The organism is Streptomyces sp. NPDC001700 (assembly GCF_053596435.1).
The window spans coordinates 154,546-179,610 of the sequence record NZ_JBSFGE010000009.1; the positions used below are offsets into that span (position 1 = coordinate 154,546).

The 25,065-nt window shown below is 73.8% G+C and carries 21 protein-coding genes; 11 read left to right on the plus strand and 10 right to left on the minus strand.

The window, feature by feature from the left end; all coding sequences use genetic code 11:
- Positions 1-5: 5 nt before the first annotated feature.
- Positions 6-386 (minus strand): darcynin family protein, encoded by a 381-nt coding sequence (locus tag ACWC5C_RS19060; RefSeq protein ID WP_450876660.1) that lies wholly within the window; start codon positions 384-386, stop codon positions 6-8.
- Between the two features lie 121 nt (positions 387-507).
- Here ACWC5C_RS19060 and ACWC5C_RS19065 point away from each other — a divergent pair, with 121 nt between their 5' ends.
- Both ACWC5C_RS19065 and ACWC5C_RS19070 read left to right on the plus strand, forming a co-directional pair.
- The gene (locus tag ACWC5C_RS19065) at positions 508-1,503 is read left to right on the plus strand and encodes a LysR family transcriptional regulator (protein ID WP_450876973.1); all 996 of its coding nucleotides are present in this window, start codon (positions 508-510) and stop codon (positions 1,501-1,503) included.
- A gap of 50 nt (positions 1,504-1,553) precedes the next feature.
- Positions 1,554-2,699: a serine hydrolase domain-containing protein gene (locus ACWC5C_RS19070; RefSeq protein WP_450876662.1), complete on the plus strand. Its 1,146-nt coding sequence runs from the start codon at positions 1,554-1,556 to the stop codon at positions 2,697-2,699.
- Positions 2,700-3,269: 570 nt separating this feature from the next.
- Here the strand turns inward: ACWC5C_RS19070 and ACWC5C_RS19075 are convergent.
- Complete coding sequence (locus tag ACWC5C_RS19075; protein ID WP_450876664.1) at positions 3,270-4,193, minus strand: class I SAM-dependent methyltransferase; 924 nt, start codon at positions 4,191-4,193, stop codon at positions 3,270-3,272.
- 235 nt (positions 4,194-4,428) lie between these two features.
- On the opposite strand from ACWC5C_RS19075, the gene ACWC5C_RS19080 reads away from it, so the two are divergent.
- Positions 4,429-5,532: an NAD-dependent epimerase/dehydratase family protein gene (locus ACWC5C_RS19080; RefSeq protein ID WP_450876666.1), complete on the plus strand. Its 1,104-nt coding sequence runs from the start codon at positions 4,429-4,431 to the stop codon at positions 5,530-5,532.
- Positions 5,533-5,618: 86 nt separating this feature from the next.
- Here ACWC5C_RS19080 and ACWC5C_RS19085 read toward each other — a convergent pair whose 3' ends face one another.
- A complete protein-coding gene (locus ACWC5C_RS19085) occupies positions 5,619-6,731 on the minus strand; it encodes a sensor histidine kinase (protein ID WP_450876668.1) in 1,113 nt (370 codons plus the stop codon).
- The gene (locus tag ACWC5C_RS19090; RefSeq protein ID WP_450876670.1) at positions 6,724-7,527 is read right to left on the minus strand and encodes a response regulator transcription factor; all 804 of its coding nucleotides are present in this window, start codon (positions 7,525-7,527) and stop codon (positions 6,724-6,726) included. The genes ACWC5C_RS19085 and ACWC5C_RS19090 overlap by 8 nt, the downstream gene beginning before the upstream one ends.
- Before the next feature lie 116 nt (positions 7,528-7,643).
- Between ACWC5C_RS19090 and ACWC5C_RS19095 the strand changes: the two genes are divergently transcribed.
- Genes ACWC5C_RS19095 through ACWC5C_RS19105 form a run of 3 tightly spaced genes read left to right on the plus strand, consistent with a single transcriptional unit; the run spans position 7,644 to position 9,726 of the window.
- A complete protein-coding gene (locus tag ACWC5C_RS19095) occupies positions 7,644-8,366 on the plus strand; it encodes a glycosyltransferase family 2 protein (RefSeq protein WP_450876672.1) in 723 nt (240 codons plus the stop codon).
- The gene (locus ACWC5C_RS19100; protein ID WP_450876674.1) at positions 8,363-9,025 is read left to right on the plus strand and encodes a TIGR04282 family arsenosugar biosynthesis glycosyltransferase; all 663 of its coding nucleotides are present in this window, start codon (positions 8,363-8,365) and stop codon (positions 9,023-9,025) included. The genes ACWC5C_RS19095 and ACWC5C_RS19100 overlap by 4 nt, the downstream gene beginning before the upstream one ends.
- Complete coding sequence (locus ACWC5C_RS19105) at positions 9,022-9,726, plus strand: methyltransferase domain-containing protein (RefSeq protein ID WP_450876676.1); 705 nt, start codon at positions 9,022-9,024, stop codon at positions 9,724-9,726. Before ACWC5C_RS19100 ends, ACWC5C_RS19105 begins: the two co-directional genes overlap by 4 nt.
- Here ACWC5C_RS19105 and ACWC5C_RS19110 read toward each other — a convergent pair.
- Complete coding sequence (locus ACWC5C_RS19110) at positions 9,674-10,144, minus strand: hypothetical protein (protein ID WP_450876678.1); 471 nt, start codon at positions 10,142-10,144, stop codon at positions 9,674-9,676. The genes ACWC5C_RS19105 and ACWC5C_RS19110 overlap by 53 nt on opposite strands.
- Positions 10,141-11,400: a molybdopterin-dependent oxidoreductase gene (locus ACWC5C_RS19115; RefSeq protein ID WP_450876680.1), complete on the minus strand. Its 1,260-nt coding sequence runs from the start codon at positions 11,398-11,400 to the stop codon at positions 10,141-10,143. The genes ACWC5C_RS19110 and ACWC5C_RS19115 overlap by 4 nt, the downstream gene beginning before the upstream one ends.
- 163 nt (positions 11,401-11,563) lie before the next feature.
- Here ACWC5C_RS19115 and ACWC5C_RS19120 point away from each other — a divergent pair, with 163 nt between their 5' ends.
- Both ACWC5C_RS19120 and ACWC5C_RS19125 read left to right on the plus strand, forming a co-directional pair.
- The gene (locus tag ACWC5C_RS19120) at positions 11,564-12,988 is read left to right on the plus strand and encodes a hypothetical protein (protein WP_450876682.1); all 1,425 of its coding nucleotides are present in this window, start codon (positions 11,564-11,566) and stop codon (positions 12,986-12,988) included.
- Between the two features lie 175 nt (positions 12,989-13,163).
- Positions 13,164-14,414 (plus strand): hypothetical protein, encoded by a 1,251-nt coding sequence (locus tag ACWC5C_RS19125; protein WP_450876684.1) that lies wholly within the window; start codon positions 13,164-13,166, stop codon positions 14,412-14,414.
- A gap of 77 nt (positions 14,415-14,491) precedes the next feature.
- On the opposite strand, the gene ACWC5C_RS19130 is transcribed toward ACWC5C_RS19125, so the two are convergent.
- A complete protein-coding gene (locus tag ACWC5C_RS19130; protein ID WP_450876686.1) occupies positions 14,492-16,525 on the minus strand; it encodes a transglycosylase domain-containing protein in 2,034 nt (677 codons plus the stop codon).
- A gap of 345 nt (positions 16,526-16,870) precedes the next feature.
- On the opposite strand from ACWC5C_RS19130, the gene ACWC5C_RS19135 reads away from it, so the two are divergent.
- From ACWC5C_RS19135 to ACWC5C_RS19145, 3 genes are all read left to right on the plus strand, one after another.
- Entirely contained in the window at positions 16,871-18,172 is a 1,302-nt protein-coding gene (locus ACWC5C_RS19135) for a DUF692 domain-containing protein (protein ID WP_450876688.1), read from the plus strand.
- 95 nt (positions 18,173-18,267) lie between these two features.
- Positions 18,268-19,080 carry a TIGR04222 domain-containing membrane protein gene (locus ACWC5C_RS19140; protein ID WP_450876690.1) on the plus strand — a complete coding sequence of 271 codons (813 nt, stop codon included), beginning with the start codon at positions 18,268-18,270 and terminating at the stop codon, positions 19,078-19,080.
- A gap of 95 nt (positions 19,081-19,175) precedes the next feature.
- Positions 19,176-20,975 (plus strand): alpha/beta hydrolase, encoded by a 1,800-nt coding sequence (locus tag ACWC5C_RS19145; RefSeq protein WP_450876692.1) that lies wholly within the window; start codon positions 19,176-19,178, stop codon positions 20,973-20,975.
- 16 nt (positions 20,976-20,991) lie between these two features.
- Here the strand turns inward: ACWC5C_RS19145 and hemQ are convergent, their stop codons facing one another.
- The 3 genes from hemQ to ACWC5C_RS19160 are packed head-to-tail and all read right to left on the minus strand — an operon-like array spanning position 20,992 to position 24,992.
- Positions 20,992-21,759: a hydrogen peroxide-dependent heme synthase gene (hemQ, locus tag ACWC5C_RS19150; protein ID WP_450876694.1), complete on the minus strand. Its 768-nt coding sequence runs from the start codon at positions 21,757-21,759 to the stop codon at positions 20,992-20,994.
- Between the two features lie 5 nt (positions 21,760-21,764).
- Positions 21,765-23,222, minus strand: coding sequence for a protoporphyrinogen oxidase (hemG, locus tag ACWC5C_RS19155; protein WP_450876696.1), 1,458 nt, complete (start codon positions 23,220-23,222; stop codon positions 21,765-21,767).
- Positions 23,223-23,234: 12 nt separating this feature from the next.
- Positions 23,235-24,992, minus strand: a complete 1,758-nt coding sequence (locus tag ACWC5C_RS19160; protein ID WP_450876698.1) for an IclR family transcriptional regulator domain-containing protein — start codon at positions 24,990-24,992, stop codon at positions 23,235-23,237.
- Positions 24,993-25,065 lie beyond the last annotated feature (73 nt).

A 25,065-nucleotide genomic window follows, 5' to 3' on the forward strand; every position in this document is an offset into this window, starting at 1 on the left:
GTGCGTCAGGTGGCGACCGTGGTCACGGTGTCGAGGCCGTAGGTGCGGGCGTAGCCGTTCTCGGTGCCGACGATGAGGTCGACGACCTCGAAGTAGCGGTCCCAGAACGGGGTTTCGCGCAGCACGTCGATGAGGAACTGGTAGGCCCCGTGGTCGTCGGCTTCCCAGACCCAGACGTCGGTGACGCGGGTGGAGTAGTACTCCGTGTCGTAGAAGCGTGACCGGACGCCCTTGGTCCTGGCCTTGATGGCGGGCATGACCTGGGTGGCGAACGCTTCGAACCGCTCCTCCGGGGTCATGGCGAGCCACTCGGGCTGGGTCTTGATGAGCATGAAGGCGGTGACCGGCGGGGCGTTGTGCGGGGCGGTGTTGGGCGCGGCGGACATGGTGGATCCTCCAGGTTCGGCAGGTGATGAGTGCGTACCGGATCGGCACGCACTCATCCTGCGGAGGACAACGGCGTTGCCACAATGGGAACTTCAGCAAGGGATCATTGCCTGAAATGGAATTACGCTGGTGAGCAGTCAGAACAGTCCAGAGCCGGTCACTCCGGGGCCGACCATCGACGCCCAGCTCGCCGTCGCGCTGGACGCGCTGCTGACCGAGCAGAGCGTCACCCGTGCCGCCGCGCGCCTGCGCACCTCGCCCGCCGCCATGAGCCGCAACCTGGCCCGCCTCCGCCGCATCCTCAAGGACCCGCTGCTGGTCCGGGCCGGGCAGACCATGGTCCCCACTCCCCGCGCCGAGGCCCTGCGCGATGAGGCGGCCACGGTGGTGCGCCGGCTCGGGGCGCTGCTGACGCCCGGGCCCGGCGTCGACCCCGCCACGCTGCGCCGCACCTTCACCTTCCAGGCCGCCGATCTGGCCGGTGCGGCGCTGGCCCCGGGGCTGCTGGAGCTGGCCCGGCGGGAGGCGCCGGGGGTGTCGCTGCGGTTCCTGGCCGAAGAGCTGGAGGGCGGACCGGCCCTGCGCGACGGCCGGATCGACCTGGAGGTCGGGGCCATCGACCACGTCGACCCCGAAACCCAGGTCGAGGAGCTGGTCACCCTGCGGATGGCGGCGGCCGTCCGGCCCGGCCACCCGCTCACCGAAGGGCCCCTGACCCCGGACCGGCTCGCCGCCGCCGAACACGTCGCGGTCAGCCGCCGCGGCCGGTTCACCGGCCCCCTGGACACCGCCCTGGCCGAGCACGGCCTGCACCGGCGGGTCGCGGTCGTCCTCCCCAGCCACCTGGCCGCGATGACCCTCGCCGCCCGCAGCGACGTCGTCTGCCTCGTCCCCACCGCACTCCCCGGCGCCGCCGTCTCTTCCCTCGCCGACGCCGCGACCGCCCTCGGCCTGCGCTTCCTCGACATCCCGCTGCCGCTGCCGCCGGTGATCATCGGCATGGCCTGGCACCCCCGGCACGCCGCCGACGGAGCCCACCACTGGCTCCGCGACGCCGTCCGCCGGACCCTCGGCACAAAATCGCTCGTGCGGGGCGCCCACACCGCCGTACCGTGACCGGCTGACGATCACGGGACGCACGGTCCCACGGCGGAGGGCGGGGAACGGTGGAGCCGTACAACGGGTGGGCCGACGAGGGGTTCGGCGCCGTCGCCGACACGTTCGCGCGGAACTTCGCCGACTTTCCCGAACTCGGCTCGGCCGTCACGGTGTTCGCCGGCGGGCGCAAGGTCGTGGAGCTGTGGGGCGGGATCGCGGACGAACGTACCGGCCGGGCGTGGGAGCGGGACACGGTCGTACCGGTCTTCTCCTGCGCCAAGGGCCTCGTGAGCCTGTGCGCCCACCTCCTCGCGCAGGAGGCCCGCCTCGACCTCGACGCCCCGGTGAGCCGCTACTGGCCCGCCTTCGCGCGGCACGGCAAGGACGCCATCACCTGCCGCATGGTCCTCGGCCACCGGGCGGGCGTCCCCGCCCTCGACGCGGTGCTCGGCTTCGAGGAGATCGCCGCCTGGGCGCCGGTGATCCGCGCCATCGAGGAGCAGCGTCCGCTGTGGGAGCCGGGCACGGCGTACGAGTACCACGGCCATGTCTTCGGCTTCCTCATCGGCGAGGTCATCCGGCGGATCACCGGGCTCACCCCGGGCGCGTACTTCCGCACCGCCGTGGCCGACCCGCTGGGGCTGCGGGCCTGGATCGGCCTGCCCGCGCCGGAGATGGACGGCCGCGCCCGCCTCGTCGAGGCCGAGGGGCGGCCCGGGATGCCGGGCCCCGAGCATCTGCTGACCCGCATCGTGACGATGAACGGCGCGCTGGTCTTCCCCGGCACCGACGCGCCGCACGGCTGGAACGACCCGGCGCTGCTCGGCGCGGAGCTGCCCGGCGCGGGCGCCACCGCGTCGGCGAGCGGCCTCGCCGGGATGTACGCGGCGGCCGTGACCGGCGTCGACGGCCATGAGCGGCTGCTCGCCCCGGAGACGGTGACGGACGCGGTCCGCGAGGTGTCGTCCGGCCAGGGCTGGCTGGGCTTCGACGCCGGGGCGCGCTGGGGCGCGGGCTTCCTGCTCGACTCGGCGGCCTTCCGCCCGATGCTGGGCGCGCGCAGCTTCGGCAACGACGGGGCGGGCGGCCAGTTCGCCTTCGGCGACGACGAGTACGGGCTGGGCTTCGCGTACGTCGCCAACCGCATGATCGGCCACGGCGACGCCCGCGCCACCCGCCTGACGGAGGCGGTACGCGCCTGCGTCAACGGCTGACGGCCGCCGCTCCGCGACCGGACCTCGCCCGCGTCGGCCAGCGCCTGCGTCAGCGCGGCCGTACGGAGCCTCCCGACCGCACGCCCGGCCCGGCGTGGCCGCTGCCGGGGCAGCGGCCAACCGCCGGACCCGGCCGAAGCAGCACGCCGCACCCGCCGGACCCCGGGCCGGGCCGAACGCCGGGGCGAGCACGGGACCGGGCCGGACCAGGCGCAGCCCGGCCAAGCACCGAGCGCGGCCGGGCCCGCCACCCGCATGCCCCGCGCTCGCTCAAGCGCGGCGGCACTTGCGGATCGCGCGCCTCACCACCCGGCGGCAGCACGGCGGCATCCAACCGCCGATCGGACTGAGTCGACGCGCACGCCGACGCCGAAGCGGCGGCCCGCCGGGTTCGAGGCCAGGCCGGGCGCCTCACGGAGTCGGGCGCCCGACGCCAGGCCTGGCCAGGCGAGCCAACGCCTGCACATCGCTCGGGTCACCACCGGCGGCAGCACATCGGCGGCCAACCGCCCGACCCGGCCGAGGCGGCGCGCCACGCCCGCCGGGCTCGGGACCCGGCCCGGCGGCCGGTCAGGCGCGGCGGCGTTTGCGGATCGCTCGGGTCACCACCGGCGGCAGCACATCGGCGGCCAGCCGCCGGACCTGGCTGGGGCGGCGCGGGGCGGAGGCCGAGGCGGGGGCGGCGGGCGCGCGGCCCGCGTTCGAGGCGGGGGCGGCGGCGGGCGCCTCGTCGGCGTAGCGGGACCTCGGCGCCGCCGGGTTCTTCGGCTTCCCGGAGAACCGCAGCACCCGGCTGCCCGCGATCTCCTGGCGGCTGGTGTGCATCCCACGGCGCCACGCGTCGTCCGCGAGCATCTCTTCCTGGATGGGGCCGGGGTCGCCCCACATGCCGTAGAGCTTCTGGGTGGTCAGGCAGATGGGCCGCAGCCCGCGGTTGAAGACCGCCTCCCACGCGGCGGCGGCCACGCCGGGGGTGTGCTCGGAGCGGAAGTCGTCGAGGACGACGATGCCGCCGGGCAGCAGGACGTCACGCGCGGCGATGATGTCGCCCTCGACGTGCTCGTACAGGTGCGAGGCGTCGACGTGGACGAAGCGGCAGGTGTCGTCGTCCACGAGGCTGGGCACGACAGAGGTCGTGCCCTGGATGATGGACGGCAGGGCGTCGTGGAACGCCAGATAGTTCTGCTCGAACGCGGTGCGGGTGAGGGTGGAGTACGACTTCCGGGCCTCCGCCGCGTTGTTCTCGTCCGGCGCGTCCTCCGCGTCGAAGAGGTCGCAGACCGTGAAGCGCTCATCAGCCCGCAGGTACGCGGCGGTGAAGATGGCGCTCTTGCCCATGTAGGCGCCCATCTCCATGAGGTCCCCGTGCTCCCCGAGGCGCTCCTGACGCCTCAGGAAGAAGTCGAAGAGCACTTGGTCAAGGCTGGGGAACCACCCCTTGACGTCATTGAGGCTGCGGGGGCGCTGCGCTGCTGCGGCGGTGGTGGCCGTCATTGGTGCTCTCTGTTCCTCGGAGGCGGTCGGGAGAGACGTGAATCGCGGGCCACGGTGGCAGTGGCAAGCAACGCCGGGACGTCACGGTTGTGCATATTGTGTGACCAGAGCGTTGAGCGACCGTACGGGCGCAGAGGGGCGCGAACGGAGCGGTGTACGGAACGGGTCTTACGGACCGATGACGGGACGGCGCGGACACGCGACCCGCAGCCGATGAACACCTAGCGTCGGGGCCATGCGCGTACTCGTCACCGGAGGCGCGGGCTTCATCGGCTCGCACATCGTCACCGCTCTCACCGACCGCGGCCATGAGCCGGTCGTCCTCGACGCCCTGCTGCCCGCCGCCCATCCGTCGCCGCCACGGCCGTCCGGCGCGGAGTGGATCCACGCCGACGTGCGGGACCGGGCAGCGGTGGAGTCGGCGCTGCACGGGGTGGACGCCGTCTGCCATCAGGCGGCGATGGTCGGCCTCGGCAAGGACTTCGCCGACGCGCCGGACTACGTCGGCTGCAACGACCTGGGCACGGCGGTCCTGCTGGCGGCCATGGCCGGGCGCGGGGTGCGTTCCCTGGTGCTGGCCGGATCGATGGTGGTGTACGGGGAGGGGCGCTACGACTGCCCCCGGCACGGCCGGGTACGCCCCGGGCCGCGCGCCGAGGCCGATCTGGCGGCGGGCCGGTTCGAGCCCGGCTGCCCGGACTGCGGCACCCCGCTGCGCCCCGGACTGGTCGACGAGGACGCACCGGCCGACCCGCGCAACGTCTACGCCACCACCAAGCTGGCCCAGGAGCACCTGGCGGCGGCCTGGGCGCGGTCCGTGAACGGCCGCGCGGTCTCGCTGCGCTACCACAACGTCTACGGGCCGGGCATGCCGCGCGACACCCCGTACGCGGGCGTCGCCTCCTTCTTCCGCTCGGCCCTCGCACGCGGCGAGGCGCCCACGGTCTACGAGGACGGCGGGCAGCGCCGCGACTTCATCCACGTACGGGACGTGGCCTCGGCCAACGCCACCGCCCTGGAGTCGGTCGCGGGCACGGCGGCGGACTCCACGACGCCCCCGGGCGGCCTGACCGCGTACAACACCGGCAGCGACGACCCCCATACGATCGGCGAGATGGCCGAGGCGCTGGCGACGGCCTGCGGCGGGCCCGCGCCGCAGGTCACGGGCGCGTACCGGCTGGGCGACGTACGGCACGTCACGGCCTCCTCGCGGCGGCTCCGCGAACAGCTGGGCTGGCGGCCCATGGTCCCGTTCGACGAGGGCATGACGGAGTTCGCGCACGCGGCCCAGCGCCCGGCGGCCACCCCGGCGCCACGCCCGCTCCACCCGGTCCGGTAACGGCGTTCCGCGCCCCCACCTGGGACGCGCCCTTCCCCGGCCCCGAGCGCGCGGCCCCACGGAACCGGAGGACCGCCCGGGCGGGGCTACGCCCGGGCGGCGGGCAGGCGGACCTCGAAGCGGCAGCCGCCGTCCACGTTCCGTACGGCCGCCTGGCCGTCGTGGGCCTCGACGATGCCGCGGACGATGGCGAGGCCCAGTCCGGCGCCCGCCGGGGGCGTGCGGGCGTGGGTGCCGCGCCATCCGGTGTCGAACACGCGCGGCAGGTCCTCCTCCGGGATGCCGCCGCAGCCATCGGTGACGGACAGCACGACGGTGTCCGCCTCGCGCTGTGCGGTCACGGCGACCGTGCCGTCCGCCGGGGTGCGGCGGATGGCGTTGATGAGGAGGTTGCCGAGGACGCGGGTCATCTCCTTCCCGTCGACCTCGACGGGGACGGGGTCCACGGGGTCGCCGATCAGCTGGACGCCCAGCTCGCGGGCGAGCGGGTCGGCGCCCGCGAGGGCGTCGCCGATCAGGTCGTAGACGGAGATCCGGGTGGGGGCGAGGGACAGGGCCCCGGCGTGGATGCGGGACAGTTCGAAGAGGTCGCCGACCATCGCGTTGAGCCGTTCCACCTCGGTGCGGATCTGGCGGTGGTAGCGGTCCGGGTCCTCCACCACGCCGTCCTCCAGCGCCTCGGACATCGCCCGCAGCCCGGCCAGCGGGGTGCGCAGATCGTGCGAGATCCAGGCGACCAGCTGGCGTCGGGAGGACTCCAGGGCCCGTTCCCGCTCCCGGGACTGGGCCAGCTTGGCACTGGTCGCGGCCAGTTCGCGGCCGAGTTCGGCGAGTTCGGCGGTGGCCGCGCCACCGGGGGCGGCGAAGCTGCCGCCGTCCCCGAAGGAGCGGGCGGCGAGGGTCAGCTCATGGCTGCGGGCCACCACCCAGCGGCCCAGCAGCAGCGCGGTGGCCAGGGACACGACCGCGGCCATGGCGCAGACGGTGGTGACGACCGTCAGGTCGTGCGGGGACAGGAACATCGCCCAGGCGACCGCGAGCGTCCCGGTGAGCATGGCCGTGACCGCGACGGCCGCCACGACGGCGAGGGACACGACGACGGACCGGCCGCGCAGCAGCCGCAGGGCGAGCGCGCCGAGCAGCCCGGCCGCGGCGGCGCCGAGGAACGCGAACAGGGCCATCAGCAGGACGTCACGCATGGCGGTCCGGCCCCTCCGCGGCGGCGTCCGGCACGTCGAAGCGGTAGCCCACGCCCCAGACGGTCTGGATGAGGCGCGGCGCGGCGGGGTCGTCCTCGACCTTTCCGCGCAGCCTCCGCACATGGACGGTGACGGTGGACAGATCGCCGAAGTCCCAGCCCCAGACCTCCCGCATCAGCTCCTCGCGGGTGCAGGCGAGCCCGGGGTGGCGCAGCAGAAAGGCCAGCAGGTCGAACTCGCGCAGGGTCAGGGCGAGTTCCCGGCCGTCCTTGGTGGCGCGGCGGGCCATCGGGTCGAGGGTGATTCCGGCGCGGCGCAGTACGGCGCCCGCCCGGCCGGGGCCGCCGCCAGGACCACCGCCGAGGCCGCCGCCAGGCCCCCGCGCACCGGCGGGGGCGGCGGAGGTGCGCGGTCCGGTGCGGCCGCGACGCAGCACGGACTCGACCCGCAGCACCAGCTCGCGCGGGCTGAACGGCTTCGTGACGTAGTCGTCCGCGCCGATCTCAAGACCGAGGATCCGGTCGTCCTCGTCGCCGCGCGCGGTCAGCATGATCACGGGCACCGGCCCCTTGCGGCGGAGCGTGCGGCACACTTCCAGACCGTCCATGCCGGGCAGCATGAGATCGAGGACGACGAGGTCGGGCCATCGGGCGTCGGCACGGGCGAGCGCGCCGTGGCCGTCGGCGGCCCGGTCGACGGTGAAACCGGCACGGGCGAGGTATCCGGCGACGACCTCGGCGACGGTCGGATCGTCGTCCACGACGAGCACGCGACCGGGGGGCGATGTCTCCTGCATACGCTCCAGCCTGGCACCCGGCCGGGCGAACCGTCCCGCCCAGGCGTGCGGGACGGCGGCGACGTCCGTGTTTCGTAAGGTCCCGAAGCCCGAAATGTGGCTTTCTCCTTCGTAGGGTGGGCCGGGTGACAAACTCGACCGCTCCTCGTGCGGACGTCGTCCTCCCGTGTCTGGACGAGGCCGCCGCCCTCCCCTGGGTGCTGGAACGCATCCCCGCCGGCTGGCGCGCCATCGTCGTCGACAACGGTTCGACGGACGACTCGGCCGCGATCGCCCGCGCCCTCGGCGCCACCGTCGTCCATGAGCCCCGCCGGGGCTTCGGCGCCGCCTGCCACGCCGGACTGCTCGCCGCCGACGTCGACTTCGTCTGCTTCTGCGACTGCGACGCCTCGCTCGACCCCGGGCTGCTGACCGGCTTCGTACGGAGCGTCGCCGACGGCGACGCCGACCTCGTGCTGGGGCGCCGCCGCCCCCAGGAGCGCGGCGCCTGGCCCGTGCACGCCCGGCTCGGCAACACCGCCCTGTCCCGGATGGTGCGGCGGCGCACCGGAACCGCGCTGCACGACCTCGGCCCCCTGCGGGCCGCCCGGCGCGAACCGCTGCTGGACCTGGGCCTCACCGACCGCCGCAGCGGCTACCCGCTGCAGATGGTCGTGCGGGCCGCCGACGCGGGCTGGCGGATCGAGGAGCGCGACGTGCCGTACCGGCCGCGCACCGGGAAGTCGAAGGTCACCGGCACCTGGCGGGGCACCTGGCACGCGGTACGCGACATGCGGGCCGTCCTGCGCCAGTCGCCCGGGACCCCCGCCCCCGGCCGTCGTGCGGGGGCCGCCCGGTGACCGGGCCGGGCGCCGGTCGGCGCGCGCGGTGCACGGTGGTCGTCATCGCCAAGGAACCCGTGGCGGGGCGGGTGAAGACCCGGCTCACGCCTCCGTACACCCCGGCGGAGGCGGCGGCGCTGGCCGAGGCCGCGCTCGGCGACACCCTGCACGCCGTGCTCGGGATGCCCGCCCGGCGCCGGGTGCTGGCGCTCGACGGGGCCCCCGGGCCCTGGCTGCCGCCGGGCATCGAGGTCGTGCCGCAGGGCGGCGGCGGCCTGGACGAGCGGCTGGCCACGGCCTTCGCCGGATGCCAGGGGCCCACGCTGCTGGTCGGCATGGACACCCCGCAGATCACCCCCGCCCTGCTGGCGCCCGCCCTGGGCGGGGACGGCTGGCGGGACTGCGACGCCTGGTTCGGCCCCGCCGCCGACGGCGGCTTCTGGGCCCTGGGCCTGGCCGAACCGGATCCGGAGCTGCTGCGCGGCGTGCCGATGTCCACCCCCACCACCGGTGCCGCACAGCGGCGCCGTCTGGTGGACGCGGGGCTGCGGGTGCGCGAGCTGCCCGTACTGCGCGACGTCGACACGGCGGACGACGCCGCGTGGGTGGCGGCGCACGCCCCGGGCGGCCGGTTCGCCCGCACCCTCGCCGGGCTGTCCCGGGCCGCCGCCCGATGAGCACGGCGACACGCGACGACGCGGGCGGCGCCACGGCAGGGTCCTGGCGCGCCGACCCCTATACGCGGGCGCTGAGCGCGGGCCGGGGACCGCTGTTCCTGCACCGCGCGGACGGCTGGCTGCTGCCCCTGGAGGTCGAGCGCTGGTGCGCGGACGCCGACGCGGCGGACCGCACCGTGCTGCGCCGCTGCCAGGGGTCCGTACTCGACATCGGCTGCGGCCCCGGGCGGCTGGTGGCCGCGCTCGCCCCGTACGGGCGCCCCTGCCTCGGCATCGACGTGAGCCGGGCGGCGGTCGCCCGTACGGTGCGCACCGGCGGCCCGGCCCTGTGCCGCTCGGTCTTCGAGCCGCTGCCGGACGAAGGGCGCTGGGGCACGGCGCTGCTGCTCGACGGCAACATCGGCATCGGCGGCGCCCCCCGGGCCCTGCTGGGGCGCGTGACCCAACTCCTCGCGCCCGAGGGGCTGCTGATCGTCGAGACGGCCACGGCCGACGTCGACGAACGGGTCCGGGTACGGGTGGACGACGGGCGCGGCCCGGTCGGCGAGGCCTTCCCCTGGGCCCGGGTGGGCGCCCCCGCGCTGCTGCGCCACGCCCGGGTGGCGGGCTGGACCGCCACCGAACGCTGGACGGCCCGGGGCCGCGACTTCATGACCCTGCGTCGCGCCGCCGTGCCCGGGCCCGCCACACCGCCGTCCTGACGCACAGCCACAGCGCGGAGACGGCGAACAGCACGGCGGTGATCAGCAGCCAGCGCGGAAGGAAGACGTCGGCGGACAGCCCAGCCGACCGCTCGTAGCGGCGCCGCTGCGTCCCCGCGATCAGCGGGAACCACACCAGCAGCAACAGCGCCGAGACGAAGGCGGGCACCCGTACGAAGTTGACGTACGAGGCGGGCGCCGGGACCGCCCGCTGGAGCGCCCGGTCGGCGAGCCCGTACAGCGGCAGCAGCACCAGGTCGTGCAGGACGGCCGCACCGGCCACCCAGAGCGCGATCCCGAGCCAGTCGCCGCGCAGCAGCCGCACCCCCGCGTAGGCGGTCAGCGCGAAGGAGCACAGCAGCAGGAGGAGATGCGAGGGCGAGTCGCCGTAACGCCGCCGGAAGCCGAAACCCTTCACACCGTCTCCCCGAAGCTCAGCCGGGCCACCCACTTGGTGTTGTGCACACCCGGGGCGTTCGGGACGATGACGCGCGCCGGGTAGCCATGGTCCGGCGACAGATCCGCGCCGTTGACCCGCAACGCGAGCAGGGAGCGCGGATCGCGGACCTGGTTGTCGCGCAGCACGACCGAGCGGAACGAGCCGTGCCGCTGGAGCGATTCGACGAGGACGCCCGGCGGCCGCTCGCCCAGGCCGACCAGCCCGGCGAGGTCGGACAGCCGCACCCCCTCCCACTCCTGGTCGGGAGTGGACCACCCCTCGACGCAGGCGATCGGCAGCGCCGCCCCGTGCCGCGGCAGCCGCAGCAGCCGCTCCCGGGTCAGGACGACCTCGCGGCCCGGGCCGCGCACCACCAGGCGCCAGCCGGGGCCGATGTCGCGGGCGCTGATGCCGACGGCCGCGGCGGTCTTGTTGATCTGGAAGCCGTTCGGGCCCCGGCCCGGCTCCCGGCCGTGCGGGGCGAGCAGCGCGGTCCTCCGCAGCGGCCCGTCGAGGCTCTGCCCGGCCGTCACCACCAGCAGCGCGGCCGAGCCGGTGCCCACCATCGCGAGCGCGCCCCGCCGCGACATGGTGGGCGGGGCCGGATCCGGGCTGACCAGACCGGTCTCGTCGGGCGGTTCCGGACGGGTACGGGAGACCGGGGTGCGCAGCTCCGCCCGCAGGTCGCGGCCGCGCAGCGCGCGCACCATACGGGGGAAGCGGAGCGCCACGTGGACGGCGAACGCGGCCATGAAGACCCACGCCCCGTAGAAGTGCAGCGGGTAGAAGGAGCCGGGGAAGACGTACTCCAGCTGGACGTTGAGCACCCCGGTCACGAACTCGAACAACCCGCCGCCGACCAGCGCGAGCAGCGACAGCCGCTCAAGACCGTGCCCGGGGGAGCGCACCGGCGGCCGCTCGAACAGCTTGGGGACGACCGACCACAGCTTGGCCAGCAGCACCGGGACCAGCACGACGCCGAGCGTGACGTGCACCCCCTGGGTGACGCGGTAGAGCCAGACGGGGTGGGTCGGCCAGGAGAAGAGGTAGAAGCCGAGCAGCCCCTTGTCCGGCGTCTTGTCGTTGACCGGGGACAGCTCCGGGTTGTACGCGGCGTACGACAGCAGCCCGGTGACGAACAGCACGGGGATCCCGAACAGCAGGACCAGGCCGAAGACGGACGTCAGCCAGGGGCCGCGCAAGGGGCTTCGCCAAGCTGGGGAACGGTGGCTCATGGCACGACGGTAGGGCCGCCGGACCGGTCCTCAGGGGCTCCGACGCATGACGAAACGCTGACATCGGCCCGCCCGGGGGTATGGCGGCGCCAGGATCTGACGGTTCGGTGACGGCGCGCGCCACAGCGGCCGATCCGGCAGGTCACCGGCATAGCGTGAGGCCGTGAAGCTCCCCCTCCGCATCCCTCTCCGCACCGATGACCCGACCCCCCGCGCCCCGGACGGCGACGAGCGGACCGGCCGCCGCCGGGATGTGCTCGCCGCCGCTGCCGCCGCGCTCCTCTTCGCCGTCGCAGCCGTCGCCGGCACCCTGATCGAGCGGACCCAGCACATCCTGTACGTCGACTGGGCGCCCCTGTACGCCGACTGGCTGCCCCACGCGGGCCCCGGCACGCCCGCCGCCGTGGCCCTCGCGGTGGCCGTCGTGGCGTACGGCCCGCGGATCGCGGCGGCGCTGCCGTGGCGCCGTCTGCTGTGGGCGGGCTGGGCCGCCGCGATGGCCTGGACCTGGGCGCTGGCCCTCGTCGACGGCTGGGGACGGGGCGTGGCCGGGCGGCTGACGCAGCGCAACGAGTACCTGCACGGCGTCGGACGCTTCCAGGACATCGGCGCCGCGCTGCGCGGCTTCACCGGTCACATCCTGATCAACGCACCCGATCACTGGCCCGCGCACATCGCCGGGCACCCGCCGGGCGCCGTGCTCACCTTCGTCGGGCTCGACCGCCTCGGGCTCGGCGGCGGCGCGTGGGCGGGGGCCTTCTGCGTCACCGTCGGCAGTTCGGCGGTGGCCGCCGTCCTGGTCACGCTGCGCGCGCTGGGGCAGGAGCGGGCGGCGCGCACCGCCGCGCCCTTCCTCGTGCTGGCCCCGGCCGCCGTGTGGGTGGGGGCGTCGGCGGACGGCTACTTCGCGGCGGTCGTGGCCTGGGGGCTGGCGCTGCTCGCGCTGGCGGCGACCCGTACGGTCCGGGCGCCGGGCGCCGTCGCGGTGGCCGCCGGGCTGCTGCTCGGCCTCACCGCGTATCTGTCGTACGGACTCACGCTCATGGCGCTGCCCGCCGCGGCGGTGCTCCTCCTCGCCCGTACGGTGCGGCCGCTGCCGTACGCGCTGGCCGGGGCATCGGTGGTGGCGGGCGCCTTCACTCTGGCCGGTTTCGCCTGGTGGGAGGGGTACGACCTGCTGGTCGAGCGCTACTACCAAGGGGTCGCGGCAGACCGCCCGTACGGCTACTGGGTGTGGGCCAATCTCGCCTGCACGGTGGTCACGGCCGGTCTCGCCTCCGTCGCCGGGGTGCGCCGGGCGGTGGGGGCCGCGCCCGGGTCCGTACGGCGGCTGCGGCGCGACGAAGGCCCGGGCGGTCAGGGCGGGTCGGACGGGCTCGTGGTGCTCGTGCTCGCCGCACTGCTCGCGCTGGTCACCGCCGATCTGTCCGGGATGAGCAAGGCGGAGACGGAGCGCATCTGGCTGCCGTTCGTGCTCTGGCTGCTGCCTGCCGCCGCGCTGCTGCCCGCCCGTGACCTGCGCCGCTGGCTGGCGGTGCAGGCGGGGCTCGCGCTGCTGGTGAACCATCTGCTGCTCACCGGTTGGTGAGTGCCCGTCGATGAGTGGCCGATGTGAAGAGCAGGTGATACTTCTGTGATACTGAGCGGGGGCACACAACTGAACCGTTGCCAGGGGGCGGGACCCGTTGAAGGCGTTGAAGACCTTGAAGGCATCCAAGTCCTTGAAGGCGTTGAAGGCATTATCGGCGCGGAACGCCTATGGCATGGCCGCGCCCCTGGGCGCGCTCGTGGCCGTGGCCATGGTCGTGGCGCTGCTCATCGCCCTGACCTCGCCAGGTGACACGGGCGGCGCGGTGGACGGCAGCGTCCAGGCCGCCGCGCCCGTCCCCCGGGCGGACAAGGTCCCCAAGGGCGCCAAGAAGAAGAACAAGTACGCCGACTGGGACGGCGAGGTCAAGGTGATCGGGGACGGCTCCACGTCCTACACCGGCCCCCAGCCCGACCAGCCGAAGATCAAGAAACTGAAGCCGGGCGAGAAGCCCCCGCAGTTCGTGGTCTTCTCCTGGGACGGCGCGCTGGAGAACGGCGATCATCTCTTCTCCCGCTTCCGCCAGGTCGCCAAGGAAACCAACGCCAATATGACGTTCTTCCTGAGCGGCATGTATCTGCTGCCCAAGTACAAGAGCGATCTCTATCGGCCGCCGATGCACAAGCCGGGATCGGCCGCCATATCGTTCCCCACCGACGGGCACATACGCGAGACGCTGGAGCAGTTGCGCGGGGCGTGGCAGGAAGGCAATGAGATCGGCTCGCACTTCAACGGGCATTTCTGCGGCGCCAAGGGCGGCGGCGAATGGTCCACCGCGCAGTGGAAGAGCGAGGCCGAGCAGGCGTACTCGTTCGTGGAGCAGTGGAAGACCAATACGGGATTCACCGACATCGAGCCGCTGCCCTTCGACTACGACGAGGAACTGGTCGGCGGCCGCGCCCCCTGCCTCGAAGGCCAGAAGAACCTGATCCCGGCCATCAAATCGCTCGGCTGGCGCTACGACGCGAGTTCTCCGGGCGACTTCCAGATCTGGCCGTCCAAAATCAAGGGAATCTGGAACTTCCCGCTGCAGCTGGTGCCGTACCCGGAGAGCGAGAAGCAGGTTCTCTCGATGGACTTCAACTTCCTCTACAACCAGTCCGGTGACAGCACAGAGGGCGATCCGGCGAAGTACGCCGAATGGGAGCGGCTGACCCGCGAGGGCTATCTGAACGGCTTCGAGCGCGCGTACAACGGCAGCCGGGCACCGCTGTTCATCGGCAACCACTTCGAGACCTGGAACGGCGGCATCTATATGCAGGCCATCGAAGACGTGATGCGCAGCGTGTGCAAGCGCGACGGCGTGCAGTGCGTATCGTTCAAGCAGCTCGCCGACTGGCTGGACGCCCAGGATCCGAAGGTCCTGGACAAGCTGCGGATGCTCGACCCGGCGGAATCGCCGGACTGGTCGACGTACACCAAGTAACGACCAAGTAGATACGCCGAAGCCCGGCTGGGTGCGTCGGATCCGACGTACCCGGCCGGGCTTTCGTATATCTTCCGCTACTTCTTCCCGGCGCCCGTCATATAGCGCGTCCAGATGTCCAGGGGATAGGTGTCGCTCGCCTTTCCGGTGGCGTCTCCGCCCATTCCCTTGAGCGGCAGCAATTCCTGGGTCTTGGGGTCCACCCGCGACAGCGAGACGGCCGTGGACACCTTGTCGGTGTAGCCCACGAACCAGGACGAGGTGCCGTCCTGCGCGGTGCCCGTCTTGCCCGCCGTATCGGGTCCCACCACGGCCGCCGCCTGCCCGGTGCCGCCCTGGACCGCGCCGTGCAGCGCGTCGTCCACCTGCGCCGCCACCTCGGCGCTGAACGCCCGCTTGGCGCGGTCCTCGCGCAGGGCGAACTTCTCGCCGTTACGGGTCAGCCCGCTCACCGAGAACGGCGGCACATGGGCGCCCTTGGCGGTGAACGTCGCGTACGCGCTGGCCATCCGGATGGAGCTGGGCGTCGCGGTGCCGAGCGAGAACATGGGCACCCGCGCGCCGAAGCTGCTGGGCAGGAACCCCGCGTCGATGGACGCCTGGCGGACCCGGTCGAGACCGACGTCCATGCCGAGCTGAATCATCGGGGTGTTGATGGACCGGACGATCGCCTGACGCAGGCTGACCTGCCCGTACGACTGCTCGCCGTCGTTCTCGCCCCGCACGATCTGGCCGCCGCGGTCCCAGTAGGGACCCTCGGGGGTCTTCACGGCGACCTTGTTGTTGCCGTCGTAGAGCGTCGTCGGCGCGACGGGCGTCCGCGGGCTGTTCCGCTCCTTGAGCACGCCCTCGCGCAGCGCCGCCGCGTAGACGAAGGGCGTGAAGGCGGTACCGGCCGGGACGACTGAGGCGTTCGCGTCGTTGAAGCCCTGCTCCAGATAGCCGGGGCCGCCGTACAGCGCCTCGATGCGCCCGCCCGGCGTCACGGAGGCGGCGCCGATGCGTACGTAGCGGTCCTCCCGGCGGCTCTTGGGGTCGAGGCCGTCGCGGGTCTTCTTCACCGAGGCGGCGAGCGCGTCCACCTTCGACTTCTTGAAGGTGGTGTGAATCTGGTAGCCGCCCAGGTCGAAGTCGGCGTCGGAGATGACGGTATGGGAACTCACATACGCCTTGGCAGTCTCCACCAGATAGCCGACCTGGCCGGTGAGCCCGGCGGGCTTGGGCGCGAGCTTGGGGTCGGGGAACTCGGTGTACTTGGCCCGCTCTTCTTTGGAGAGCTTGCCGATGTCGACCATCCGGTCAAGGACCCATTTCCAGCGGTCGACCGCCCGTTTGTGATTCTTGGCGCTGAGCGTCGGGTCGAAGGTTCCGGCGCCCTTCAGCAGCGAGGCGAGCATCGCGCCCTCGCTCGCGTTGAGCTTGGAGACATCCTTGCCGTAGTACGCGTACGAGGCGCGCTGAATGCCGTAGGTGCCGCGGCCGAACCAGCTGGTGTTCAGATAGCGTTCGAGAATCTCCTGCTTGGACATCCGGTCATCGAGCTTGATGGCCATGAACATCTCGGTGAGCTTGCGGGAGAACGTCTGGCGCTGATTCAGATAGGCGTTCTTCACATACTGCTGGGTGATGGTCGAGCCGCCCTGGGTCTCACCGCCCGTCACCATCCGGGTCACGGCACGCATCAGACCGCTCGGGGAGATGCCGCTGTCCGAGTAGAAACTGGAGTTCTCGGCGGCCAAGATCGCCCACTGCACCTTTTCCGGCACCTTGGACAACGCCACCTCCTGACGGTTCACCGGACCCGTACGGGCCATCTCGGAGCCGTCGGCCCAGTAGTAGACGTTGTCCTGCTGGGTGGCGAAGTCGTTGAGGTTCTTGGGTATCTCGGTCTGCATGTAGAGATAGCTCAGGACACCGGTGAGGCTCCCGAGACAGAACACGAAGAGGAGACCCATCTGACGCCACGACGGCAGCCAGCGCCGCACACCCCGTCTCCCCGCCCGGGGATAGTCGAGGCGGATCTGGCGGGCCGCCCAACGGCGCAGCTGCATCCCGCGCCCCGTCGAGGACGGCGGCGGCTTGCGGTGTGCGTTACGACGGTGCTTCCCCATGGCATTGTTGCTGCTGCCAGGCACGTGTGTTCCCCCACGCTCGCTCCGCGCGAGGGCGCGGACACAAAGGTGTGATCTTCCATCCCCCCGGACCACACGACCTTATTCTCCCTTCCGAACATCTGTCGCCACCGGGCCCCAAAATTTTGTAACAGTGCCGATATTCCGGCAACCCGCGTCCCTGCCAGGGACGTCGGGGGACATGGACAGGGAGCGGAGGGGCGTAGCGTGACACCCCGAAGCTCAAATGAACCTCTGAACCACCAGCGCCGTGGATTCGTCCTCTCCTCCGGGGGCCATTACCCCGGCAGGGGAGCAAGCAGGACCGCACGAGAAGGGGGAGCCATGACGCGCCTCGGTACCGGAATCGGCTGGCGACCGGAAATCGCCGAGGACATCGCGCGCCTGCCCGGCATCGACTGGGTCGAGGTGGTGGCCGAGAACGTCTGCCCCGGCCATGTGCCCGACGCCCTGCGGCGGCTGCGCGAGCGCGGTACGACGGTGGTGCCGCACGGCGTCTCCCTCGGCCTCGGCGGCGCCGAGCGGCCGGACCCCGAGCGGCTCGCGGCCCTCGCCGGGACGGCGGAGGCGCTGGGCGCGCCCCTGGTCACCGAGCACATCGCGTTCGTACGGGCCGGAGGACCCCTGGCCGGGGCGCCCGTCATCGAGGCCGGGCATCTGCTGCCGGTGCCCCGCACCCGGGACGCGCTGGACGTGCTGTGCGAGAACGTGGCGATCGCCCAGGAGGCGCTGCCGGTGCCGCTCGCGCTGGAGAACATCGCGGCGCTGATCAACTGGCCCGGCGAGGAGATGACCGAGGGGCAGTTCCTGGCCGAACTGGTCGAGCGGACCGGCGTACGGCTGCTCATCGACGTCGCCAACCTGCACACCAACCACGTCAACCGGGGCGAGGACCCGGCCACGGCGCTGGACGAGCTGCCGACCTCGGCCATCGCGTACGTCCATGTGGCGGGCGGCGTCGAACGGGACGGGGTGTGGCACGACAGCCACGCCCACCCGGTGACGCAGCCGGTGCTCGACGTGCTCGCCGAGCTGTGCGCCCGTACGACGCCGCCCGGAGTGCTGCTGGAGCGGGACGAGGACTTCCCGGCGGCCGGGGAGCTGGCGGGCGAGCTGGACGCGATCCGCGCGGTGACGGCGGCCGGGGTGACGGCCGCCGATGTCCCCGTACCGGCGCCCGCTCCGAAGGTGAAGGACATACCGGACACCGCCGCCGCGCGGGAGCGGCTGGCGCGCGCCCAGAGCGCGCTGCTGTCGGCGCTGGTCGCGGGCGCCCCGGCGCCGGAGGGCTTCGACCGGCGGCGGCTGGGGGTGCAGAGCCGGGCGCTGACGGCCAAGCGGGCCGGGGTGGTCGCCAAGGTCGCCCCGGAGCTGCCGGGGATCCTGGGCGACGGCTACCGCCCGGCGTTCGTGGAGTACGCCGACGGCCGCCCGATGACCGGCGGCTACCGCCGCGACGCGATGGCGTTCGTCGAGCATCTCCTGGCGGCCGGTGACATCCCGGACGCGGCGACGCGGCGAGGGCTGACCCTGTGGTGGCAGGAGCGGTCCGGGCCCGCCCCGCTGTCCTCCCACCCGCTGGCGCGCTTCGCCCGCCGGGCCCGGCTCGTCCTGAGCGGAGGGTGAGCGCGGGCTGACGTAGCGGCCCTCACTCACCACCCGAATCGCGCATTTCGCGAAATCTCTGGCGCGGAACCGGTCGGGTCCAGTACAACTCGGCCATGTTGTGGGTCCTGTTCCTGCTCGTCGCATGGGGCTCGGCGGTGGTCAGCTGCACCCGCCTGTGCCTCGCCGCCGTCGCGGCCGCCCAGCCGATGGACACCGCCGCCGGTCCGGAGCCGGGCGGGCGGACCCTGAGCCTGTACGAGGCGGCGTTCCTGGCGGGCGGGCCGAAGCGGGTCGCCGATCTCGCCCTGGTGTCGATGTCCCGGGAGCGCCGCCTGCTGCTCGCCCACACCGGCTGGGTCACCGTCGTGGACCCGGACGGCCGGGACGATCTCGAACGCTCGGTCATCGCCGCGATAGGCCCGCGCGGCCAGTCCCCCGTGCCGCCGGTCCGCAACCTCCTGGCCACCGCCGACCCGGTGCGGGCACTGTCCGACCGGCTGGTGGCGGCGGGGCTCGCGGTGCCCGCGGGGGCGCGGGCGAACGTGGCGGCGGCGGTGCGGCAGGTGCGGCTGGCGTGCGTCGTGGTGCTGCTGGCGGGGGTGGTCGCGCTGCTGATGGTGCCGCCCGCGTCGGGCCCGGGGGCGGCGGTGGCGTGGTTCGCGCTTCCGCTGCTGCTCACCGCGAGCTGCCTGGTGATCGCCCGGGTCGAGGTGCATCCGTACTCGCGCTGGGCCTCCCCCGCCGGGCAGCAGCTGCTGGGCCGGATCGACGTACCGCCCCGGCGGCCCGTCGCCCAGCGCGCCGGGGGCGGCGCCGACGAGGAGCACGACGACGGCGAGTTGCTCACCGCGCTCGCGGTCCACGGCACGGTCGCGCTGCCCGATCCGGCGCTGCGCGCGGCGCTGAGGGCGCATTGGGGTCATTGACCCCGACACCTCGGCCCGGTGCTTTACATGGCCAATCACCGCACCAAGTATCCCTTTTGTCGCGTGATGGGCCGTGATGTACGGAGGGACGGCTTGTGAGAGCAGCAGCGCTGTACGGCATCCTCGGACCGCTGTCCCTGTCCCTGGCCATGACCGCGCTGCTCGCCACCCCCGCCACCGGCAGACCGCTCGCCGCGCCGCCCGCGCGCCCCGCGTACCCCGCGCACTCCGCCCCGGTGGCCGCCGGGCCCCCGGCGCCGCCCGCGATCGCGGCGGCGCCGCCCGCCTGGTCCGCCTCGTTCCGCTCCCCCGCCTCCCCCCTGCTGACCTCCCCCGTGCTGGCCGTGCCCCGGGGCGGCGCCGCCGAGGCCCGGGGAGTGGTGGTCGCGGCCCGGAAGGCGGCCGACCGGGGCATCACGTTCGGCCGCTGCCCGCGCTCCGAGGAGCTGTCGGCGGCCGTCCGCTGCGGCACCGTCTCCGTACCGCTGGACTACGCGCGGCCGCGCGGCAAGCACATCCGGCTCACCGTCAGCCGGGTGCGCGCCTCCGGGCCCACGGCGCGGCGGCAGGGCGCGCTGGTCTACAACCCGGGCGGACCGGGCGCCTCCGGTATGACGTTCCCCGAGTACGCCGCCGAGGACGCCTTCCGCAAGACGGCCAGGGTCTATGACTTCGTCGGCTACGCGCCACGCGGAGTCGGCCGCTCCAAGCCGGTGTCCTGCCAGCCGCCGTCAACCTTCGCCAAGACGCCGACCAGCTCCCCGCCACACCCCTCCGCCGCGTATCTGCGGGCGATGGTGGCGCGGGCGCGCGCGTACGCCCGGGGCTGTGTGCGCCGTACGGGGAAGGCGCTGCGGTACATCACCACGCTCAACAACGCCCGCGACCTCGACGTGCTGCGCGCCGCGCTCGGCGAGAAGCGGCTGACCTTCGTGGGTGCCTCGTACGGCACGTACTACGGGGCCGTCTACGCGACGCTCTTCCCCCGCCATGTGCGCCGCATGGTCTTCGACAGCGTCGTCAACCCCGGCCCCGCGCAGATCTGGTACCGCAACAACCTCGACCAGTCCCTGGCCTTCGAGCGGCGCTGGGCGGACTGGCGCCGCTGGACCGCCCGGCACCACGCCGTCTACCACCTCGGCAGGACCCCGGCGCGGGTGCTCGCCGCGTACCGGAAGGCGGCGCACCGCCTGGCCCGGAAACCGGCGGGCGGCCGGGTGGGCACCGGTGAGCTGCAGGACGCGTTCGTACGGGCCGGTTACAACGACGCCTACTGGGACCCCAGCGCCCGCGCCCTCGCCGCCTATCTGCGCGGCAATCCCCGGCCGCTGATCGCGCTGGCCGCGTCGGAATCCGGGGACGCGAAGGCCGACGAGAACGGCAACGCCGTCTACACCGCCGTGGAGTGCAACGACGCGCCCTGGCCGCGCCGCTGGGCGAGCTGGCACCGGGAGAACACCGCGCTCGCGCGCCGCGCGCCCTTCGAGACCTGGGACAACGTGGCGATGAACCTGCCCTGCGCCTACTGGCCGCTGGGGCACGACACCCCCATGGACGTGACCGCCCGGCCGGGGCTGCCGCCGGTGCTGCTGCTGGCGGCCGAACGGGACGCGGCCACGCCGTACGCGGGCGCCAGGGAGCTGTGGCGCAGACTCCCCAGCGCCTCCCTGGTGACCGAGCGGAAGTCCGGTACGCACGGCCTGTGGGGCGGCCCGAACGCCTGCGTCAACCGCAAGGTCGACACGTATCTGCTGACCGGGAAGACGCCAGGGCGGACAGCCTTCTGCGCGCCGCGCCCGGCACCGGAACCGCAGCCGGGCCCGGTGCCGGAGTCCGGCAAGCAGCCCGCGCTGCCCGGTGCCCCGGGAGAACCCGGGGCGCCGGGGATGCCGTGACGGTCAGGCCAGCGCCTCAGGCCAGACCGGCGACCAGCTCGGAGACCGGCTTGCGCCGCCCGGTGTAGAACGGCACTTCCTCGCGCACATGGCGGCGCGCCTCGGAACCACGCAGATGGCGCATCAGGTCGACGATCCGGTGCAGCTCGTCCGCCTCGAAGGCCAGGATCCACTCGTAGTCGCCGAGGGAGAACGACGGGACGGTGTTGGCGCGCACATCGGGGAAGCCGCGGGCCATCTTGCCGTGGTCCGCGAGCATCGTGCGGCGCTCCTCGTCGGGCAGCAGATACCACTCGTAGGACCGTACGAACGGGTAGACGCTGACGTAGTCGCGCGCGCGCTCGTCCGCGAGGAACGCGGGGATGTGCGACTTGTTGAACTCCGCCGGGCGGTGCAGCGCCATGTTCGACCAGACCGGCTCCAGGGCGCGGCCGAGCCGGGTGCGGCGGAAGAGGTTGTACGCCTCCTGCAGGGCCTCGGAGGTCTCCGAGTGCCACCAGATCATGACGTCCGCGTCCGCACGCAGCCCGGAGACGTCGTACGTGCCGCGCACGGTGACGTCCTTGGCGGCGAGCTGCGCGAAGAGCTGCTCTACCTCGTCGGCGTAGCCGGTGCGGTCCTCCGGCAGCACGTCGCGCAGCCGGAAGACCGACCACAGGGTGTAGCGGATGACCTCGTTGAGGTCCTTCGCCTTCTTCCCGGCGTGGGGGGCCTTGGGAGACGAGGTGGTCTCGGCGGCACCGGTCTCGGGGGTTTCTGGCGTCTCGGGAGCAGCAGCAGTCATGGTCCCTATTCTCGCTCTCCGTCCACGACGCCCTGCGCCAGGGTCGCCGTCAGCGGCCCGATCAAGTCATCGGCGGCCGCGCGGGCGCTCGCGATGCACGCGGGGATGCCGACGCCGTCGTAGACCGCGCCGCACACCCGCAGGCCGGGCAGCTTGGCGACCTCCGCGCGGATCCGGGCGACGCGGTCGAGATGGCCGACCGGGTACTGGGGCAGTCCGCCGTCCCACCGGGTCACCCGGGTCGCCACCGGCCGGGCGCCGAGGCCGGTGGCCGCGCCGAGATCGGCGAGCGACATCCCTACCAGATCGGCGTCGTCGCGCTTCAGATGCTCATCGTCCTCAAACCGCCCGATCGAGGTACGCAGCACGAAGAGATCGGGGGCGGAGTCGCGGAGCCAGCCCCATTTACGGCTGGAGAACGTGGCCGCCTTGATCGTGTGGCCGTCGACCGGCGGGACCAGGAAGCCGCTGCCCTCGGCGAGCGACGCCACGTCTGCGCGGCGGAAGGCCATGGTGATCAGCGCCATGGAGGCGTAGTCGACGGTGGCCAGCTCGGCGGAGGCGGCCGGGGAGTCGGCCGCCAGGAGGCGGGCGGCGGCGGGCGCGGGGGCCGCCAGCACGACCGCGTCGGCCCGCAGCACCCCGTCGTCGGTGACGACCGTCCAGCCGTCGTCGGCCCGGCGCAGCTCCCGCACCGGCGTATCGGTGCGGATCTCGCCGCCCCCGGCCCGTACGGCGTCGGCCACCGCGAGCGGCAGCCGCCCGATGCCGCCGTCGATGCCCATGAACACCGGACCGGCCCCGCCCTGCCGCTGGGCGGCCCGCTCGGTCAGCTCCCGGACGCCCTCGGCCAGCGGGCGGTTCGCGCGGGCCAGTTCGAAGAGGGTGGGCACCGCGGCCCGCATCGAGGTGCGGTACACATCGCCCGCGTACACCCCGCCGAGCAGCGGCTCGACCAGCCGGTCCACGACCTCGCGGCCGAGCCGCGCCGCGATGAACTCGCCGAGCGCCACGTCCTCACCGACCGGGGTGGGCGGCAGCTCCGCGTCGCGGGCGATGCGGGCGAGCCCCTCGTCCGAGATCACCCCGGACGCGGCGAGCGGCGCCAGGTCGCCGGGCACGCCCATCACATGGCCCTTGGGCATCGGCCGCAGGGCGCCGCGCGTCCACAGGGCGGCGGTCGCGGTGGCGGGCGGCTGCAGCCGCTCGCCGAGGCCGACGGCGCGCGCCAGCTCCACCGCCTCCGGGCGCCGGGCCAGCATCGACTCGGCGCCCAGGTCCACGGCCACGCCCTCGATCTCGCCCGGGCACAGCTTGCCGCCCAGCCGCCCCGACGCCTCCAGCACGGTCACCCGCGCCCCGCCGGACTGCAGCCGGTGGGCGGCCGCGAGGCCCGAGATCCCGCCGCCGATGACGATGGCATGGCCGGTAAGCCCCGGGGCCGGGGAGGTCGCTGCGCTCATGCCCCCACTCTCTCACCCGCCCCCGGGGGGCGAGCCCGCCCCCAGGGGGTGATGGGCCGAGGCCGTGGCGAGGTCGCCCTCGATGCGGGCGGCGGCGGTCCGCAGCGCCGGAAGCAGCTCCTCGACGGTGGACTCCGCGCTGCCACGGCCCGCGTGGGTGGCGATGTTGAGCGCGGCCACCACCCGGCCGTCCGCGCCCCGCACGGGCACCGCGAGGGACCGCAGCCCCTGCTCCAACTCCTCGTCCACCAGGGCGTATCCGTCCCTCCCGGTCCGCTCCAGGACGCGGGCCAGCTCGGGCACGGCGGTCACGGTACGCCCGGTCAGCGGCTTCGGGTCGAGCCCGGCGAGACGCGCGGCGCGCTCCTCCGGGGCCAGGCCCGCGAGCAGGACCCGGCCCATGGAGGTCGCGTAGGCGGGGAAGCGGGTGCCGATGGTGATGTTGACGCTCATGATCCGCACGGTCGGGACGCGCGCCACGTAGCGGATGTCGTCGCCGTCGAGGACCGCCAGGGACGCCGACTCGTGGACGGTGCGGACGAGTTCGCGCATATGGGGCTGGGCCAGCTCGGTGAACGAGAGGTCGCCCAGCGGTGCGTAGCCCAGCTCCAGCACCCGTGGCAGCGGGCGGAAGGCCCGGCCGTCGGCCGCCGCGTACTCGGCGTATCCCAGCTCGACGAGGGTGAGGAGGGAGCGGCGGGCGGTGGCCCGGGGCAGCCCGGTGGCCTCGGCGACGGCGGTGAGCGTGCGGCCGTACTCCCCCTCGCCCGGGGCGCCGAGGGCCCGCAGCACGGTGAGGCCGCGCGCGAGCGACTGGAGATACCCGGCGCCCAGCTCCCGCTTGGCGGCCCGCGCGGGGTCCTCGGCGGCGGGTACGGGCTCCGCCTCGGCGTCCCCCGCGCCGGAGGCGCCCGGCACGGCGGGCCCGCGCCCCGGCGGGCGGCGCGGGCCCGCCAACGCCGCCTCCATGGCCGGGATCTCCGCATACAGCGGACCCAGCACGGCGGCCCGCAGCGAGGCCACGTCATGGCGGCTGGTGTGACTGACGACGTTCACCGCGCAGACCGTACGGCCCGAGGCGTCCCGGACCGGGACGGACACCGCCACCAGGCCGGGCTCGATCAGCTGGTCGTCGGCCGCCCAGCCGGTTCGGACGGTCTCCCGGACGCGCGCCTCGAAGCCGGTGTCGGTGTCCGCGGCGGGCCGGTGGCGCGGCGGAACGGCGGGGAAGGCGGCGTCGAGGGGGTCGGCGGCGCGGCGGGCGCGCCAGGCAGCCCAGGCCCGCTCGTCCCACTCGGCGGCGAAGAGCGCGCCCGGGGCGCAGCGCTCGGCGGGCAGCAGATCGCCGATACGGAACGCGAGGGACATGGTGCGGCGGCGGGTGGCCTGGACGACGAAGCGCGACCCGTCGCCGTCCGGCACGGCGACCGAGACCGACTCATCCAGCCCGTCGGCGAGCCGCTCGGCGAACGGGCCGAGCGCCTCCGGGAGGCCGCTGGCGGCGAGATACGCGTTGCCCAGCTCCATGAGCCGGGCCGCGAGGCTGACCTCGCGGCCATCGAGCCGCACATAGCCGAGCTGTTCGAGCGTGCCCACGACACGGTCCACGACGGAGCGGGCGAGCCCGGTGCCGCGCACGAGGTCACCGGGCCGGACCGAGGCCTCGCCCTGGTGCGCGGCCAGCCGCGTCAGCTCGCAGAGGACGGCGAGGCCGCGCTCAAGAGGACCGACGGGGCCATTGACAGGTGGGGACACCGGACCGAGACTCATCACAGGCTCGATTATGAACGAAGTTTCACTCCGCGAACAAGTGGGGATCCTCGCTTCATCGGATCCGGACGAA

Coding starts and splice junctions, on each gene's coding strand:
- ACWC5C_RS19060 (WP_450876660.1), bottom strand. CDS start 386: ATGTCCGCCGCGCCCAACACCGCCCCGCACAACGCCCCGCCGGTCACC.
- ACWC5C_RS19075 (WP_450876664.1), bottom strand. CDS start 4,193: ATGACGGCCACCACCGCCGCAGCAGCGCAGCGCCCCCGCAGCCTCAAT.
- ACWC5C_RS19080 (WP_450876666.1), top strand. CDS start 4,429: ATGCGCGTACTCGTCACCGGAGGCGCGGGCTTCATCGGCTCGCACATC.
- ACWC5C_RS19085 (WP_450876668.1), bottom strand. CDS start 6,731: ATGCGTGACGTCCTGCTGATGGCCCTGTTCGCGTTCCTCGGCGCCGCC.
- ACWC5C_RS19090 (WP_450876670.1), bottom strand. CDS start 7,527: ATGCAGGAGACATCGCCCCCCGGTCGCGTGCTCGTCGTGGACGACGAT.
- ACWC5C_RS19105 (WP_450876676.1), top strand. CDS start 9,022: ATGAGCACGGCGACACGCGACGACGCGGGCGGCGCCACGGCAGGGTCC.
- ACWC5C_RS19115 (WP_450876680.1), bottom strand. CDS start 11,400: ATGAGCCACCGTTCCCCAGCTTGGCGAAGCCCCTTGCGCGGCCCCTGG.
- ACWC5C_RS19125 (WP_450876684.1), top strand. CDS start 13,164: ATGGCCGCGCCCCTGGGCGCGCTCGTGGCCGTGGCCATGGTCGTGGCG.
- ACWC5C_RS19130 (WP_450876686.1), bottom strand. CDS start 16,525: ATGGGGAAGCACCGTCGTAACGCACACCGCAAGCCGCCGCCGTCCTCG.
- ACWC5C_RS19135 (WP_450876688.1), top strand. CDS start 16,871: ATGACGCGCCTCGGTACCGGAATCGGCTGGCGACCGGAAATCGCCGAG.
- ACWC5C_RS19140 (WP_450876690.1), top strand. CDS start 18,268: ATGTTGTGGGTCCTGTTCCTGCTCGTCGCATGGGGCTCGGCGGTGGTC.
- hemQ (WP_450876694.1), bottom strand. CDS start 21,759: ATGACTGCTGCTGCTCCCGAGACGCCAGAAACCCCCGAGACCGGTGCC.
- hemG (WP_450876696.1), bottom strand. CDS start 23,222: ATGAGCGCAGCGACCTCCCCGGCCCCGGGGCTTACCGGCCATGCCATC.
- ACWC5C_RS19160 (WP_450876698.1), bottom strand. CDS start 24,992: ATGAGTCTCGGTCCGGTGTCCCCACCTGTCAATGGCCCCGTCGGTCCT.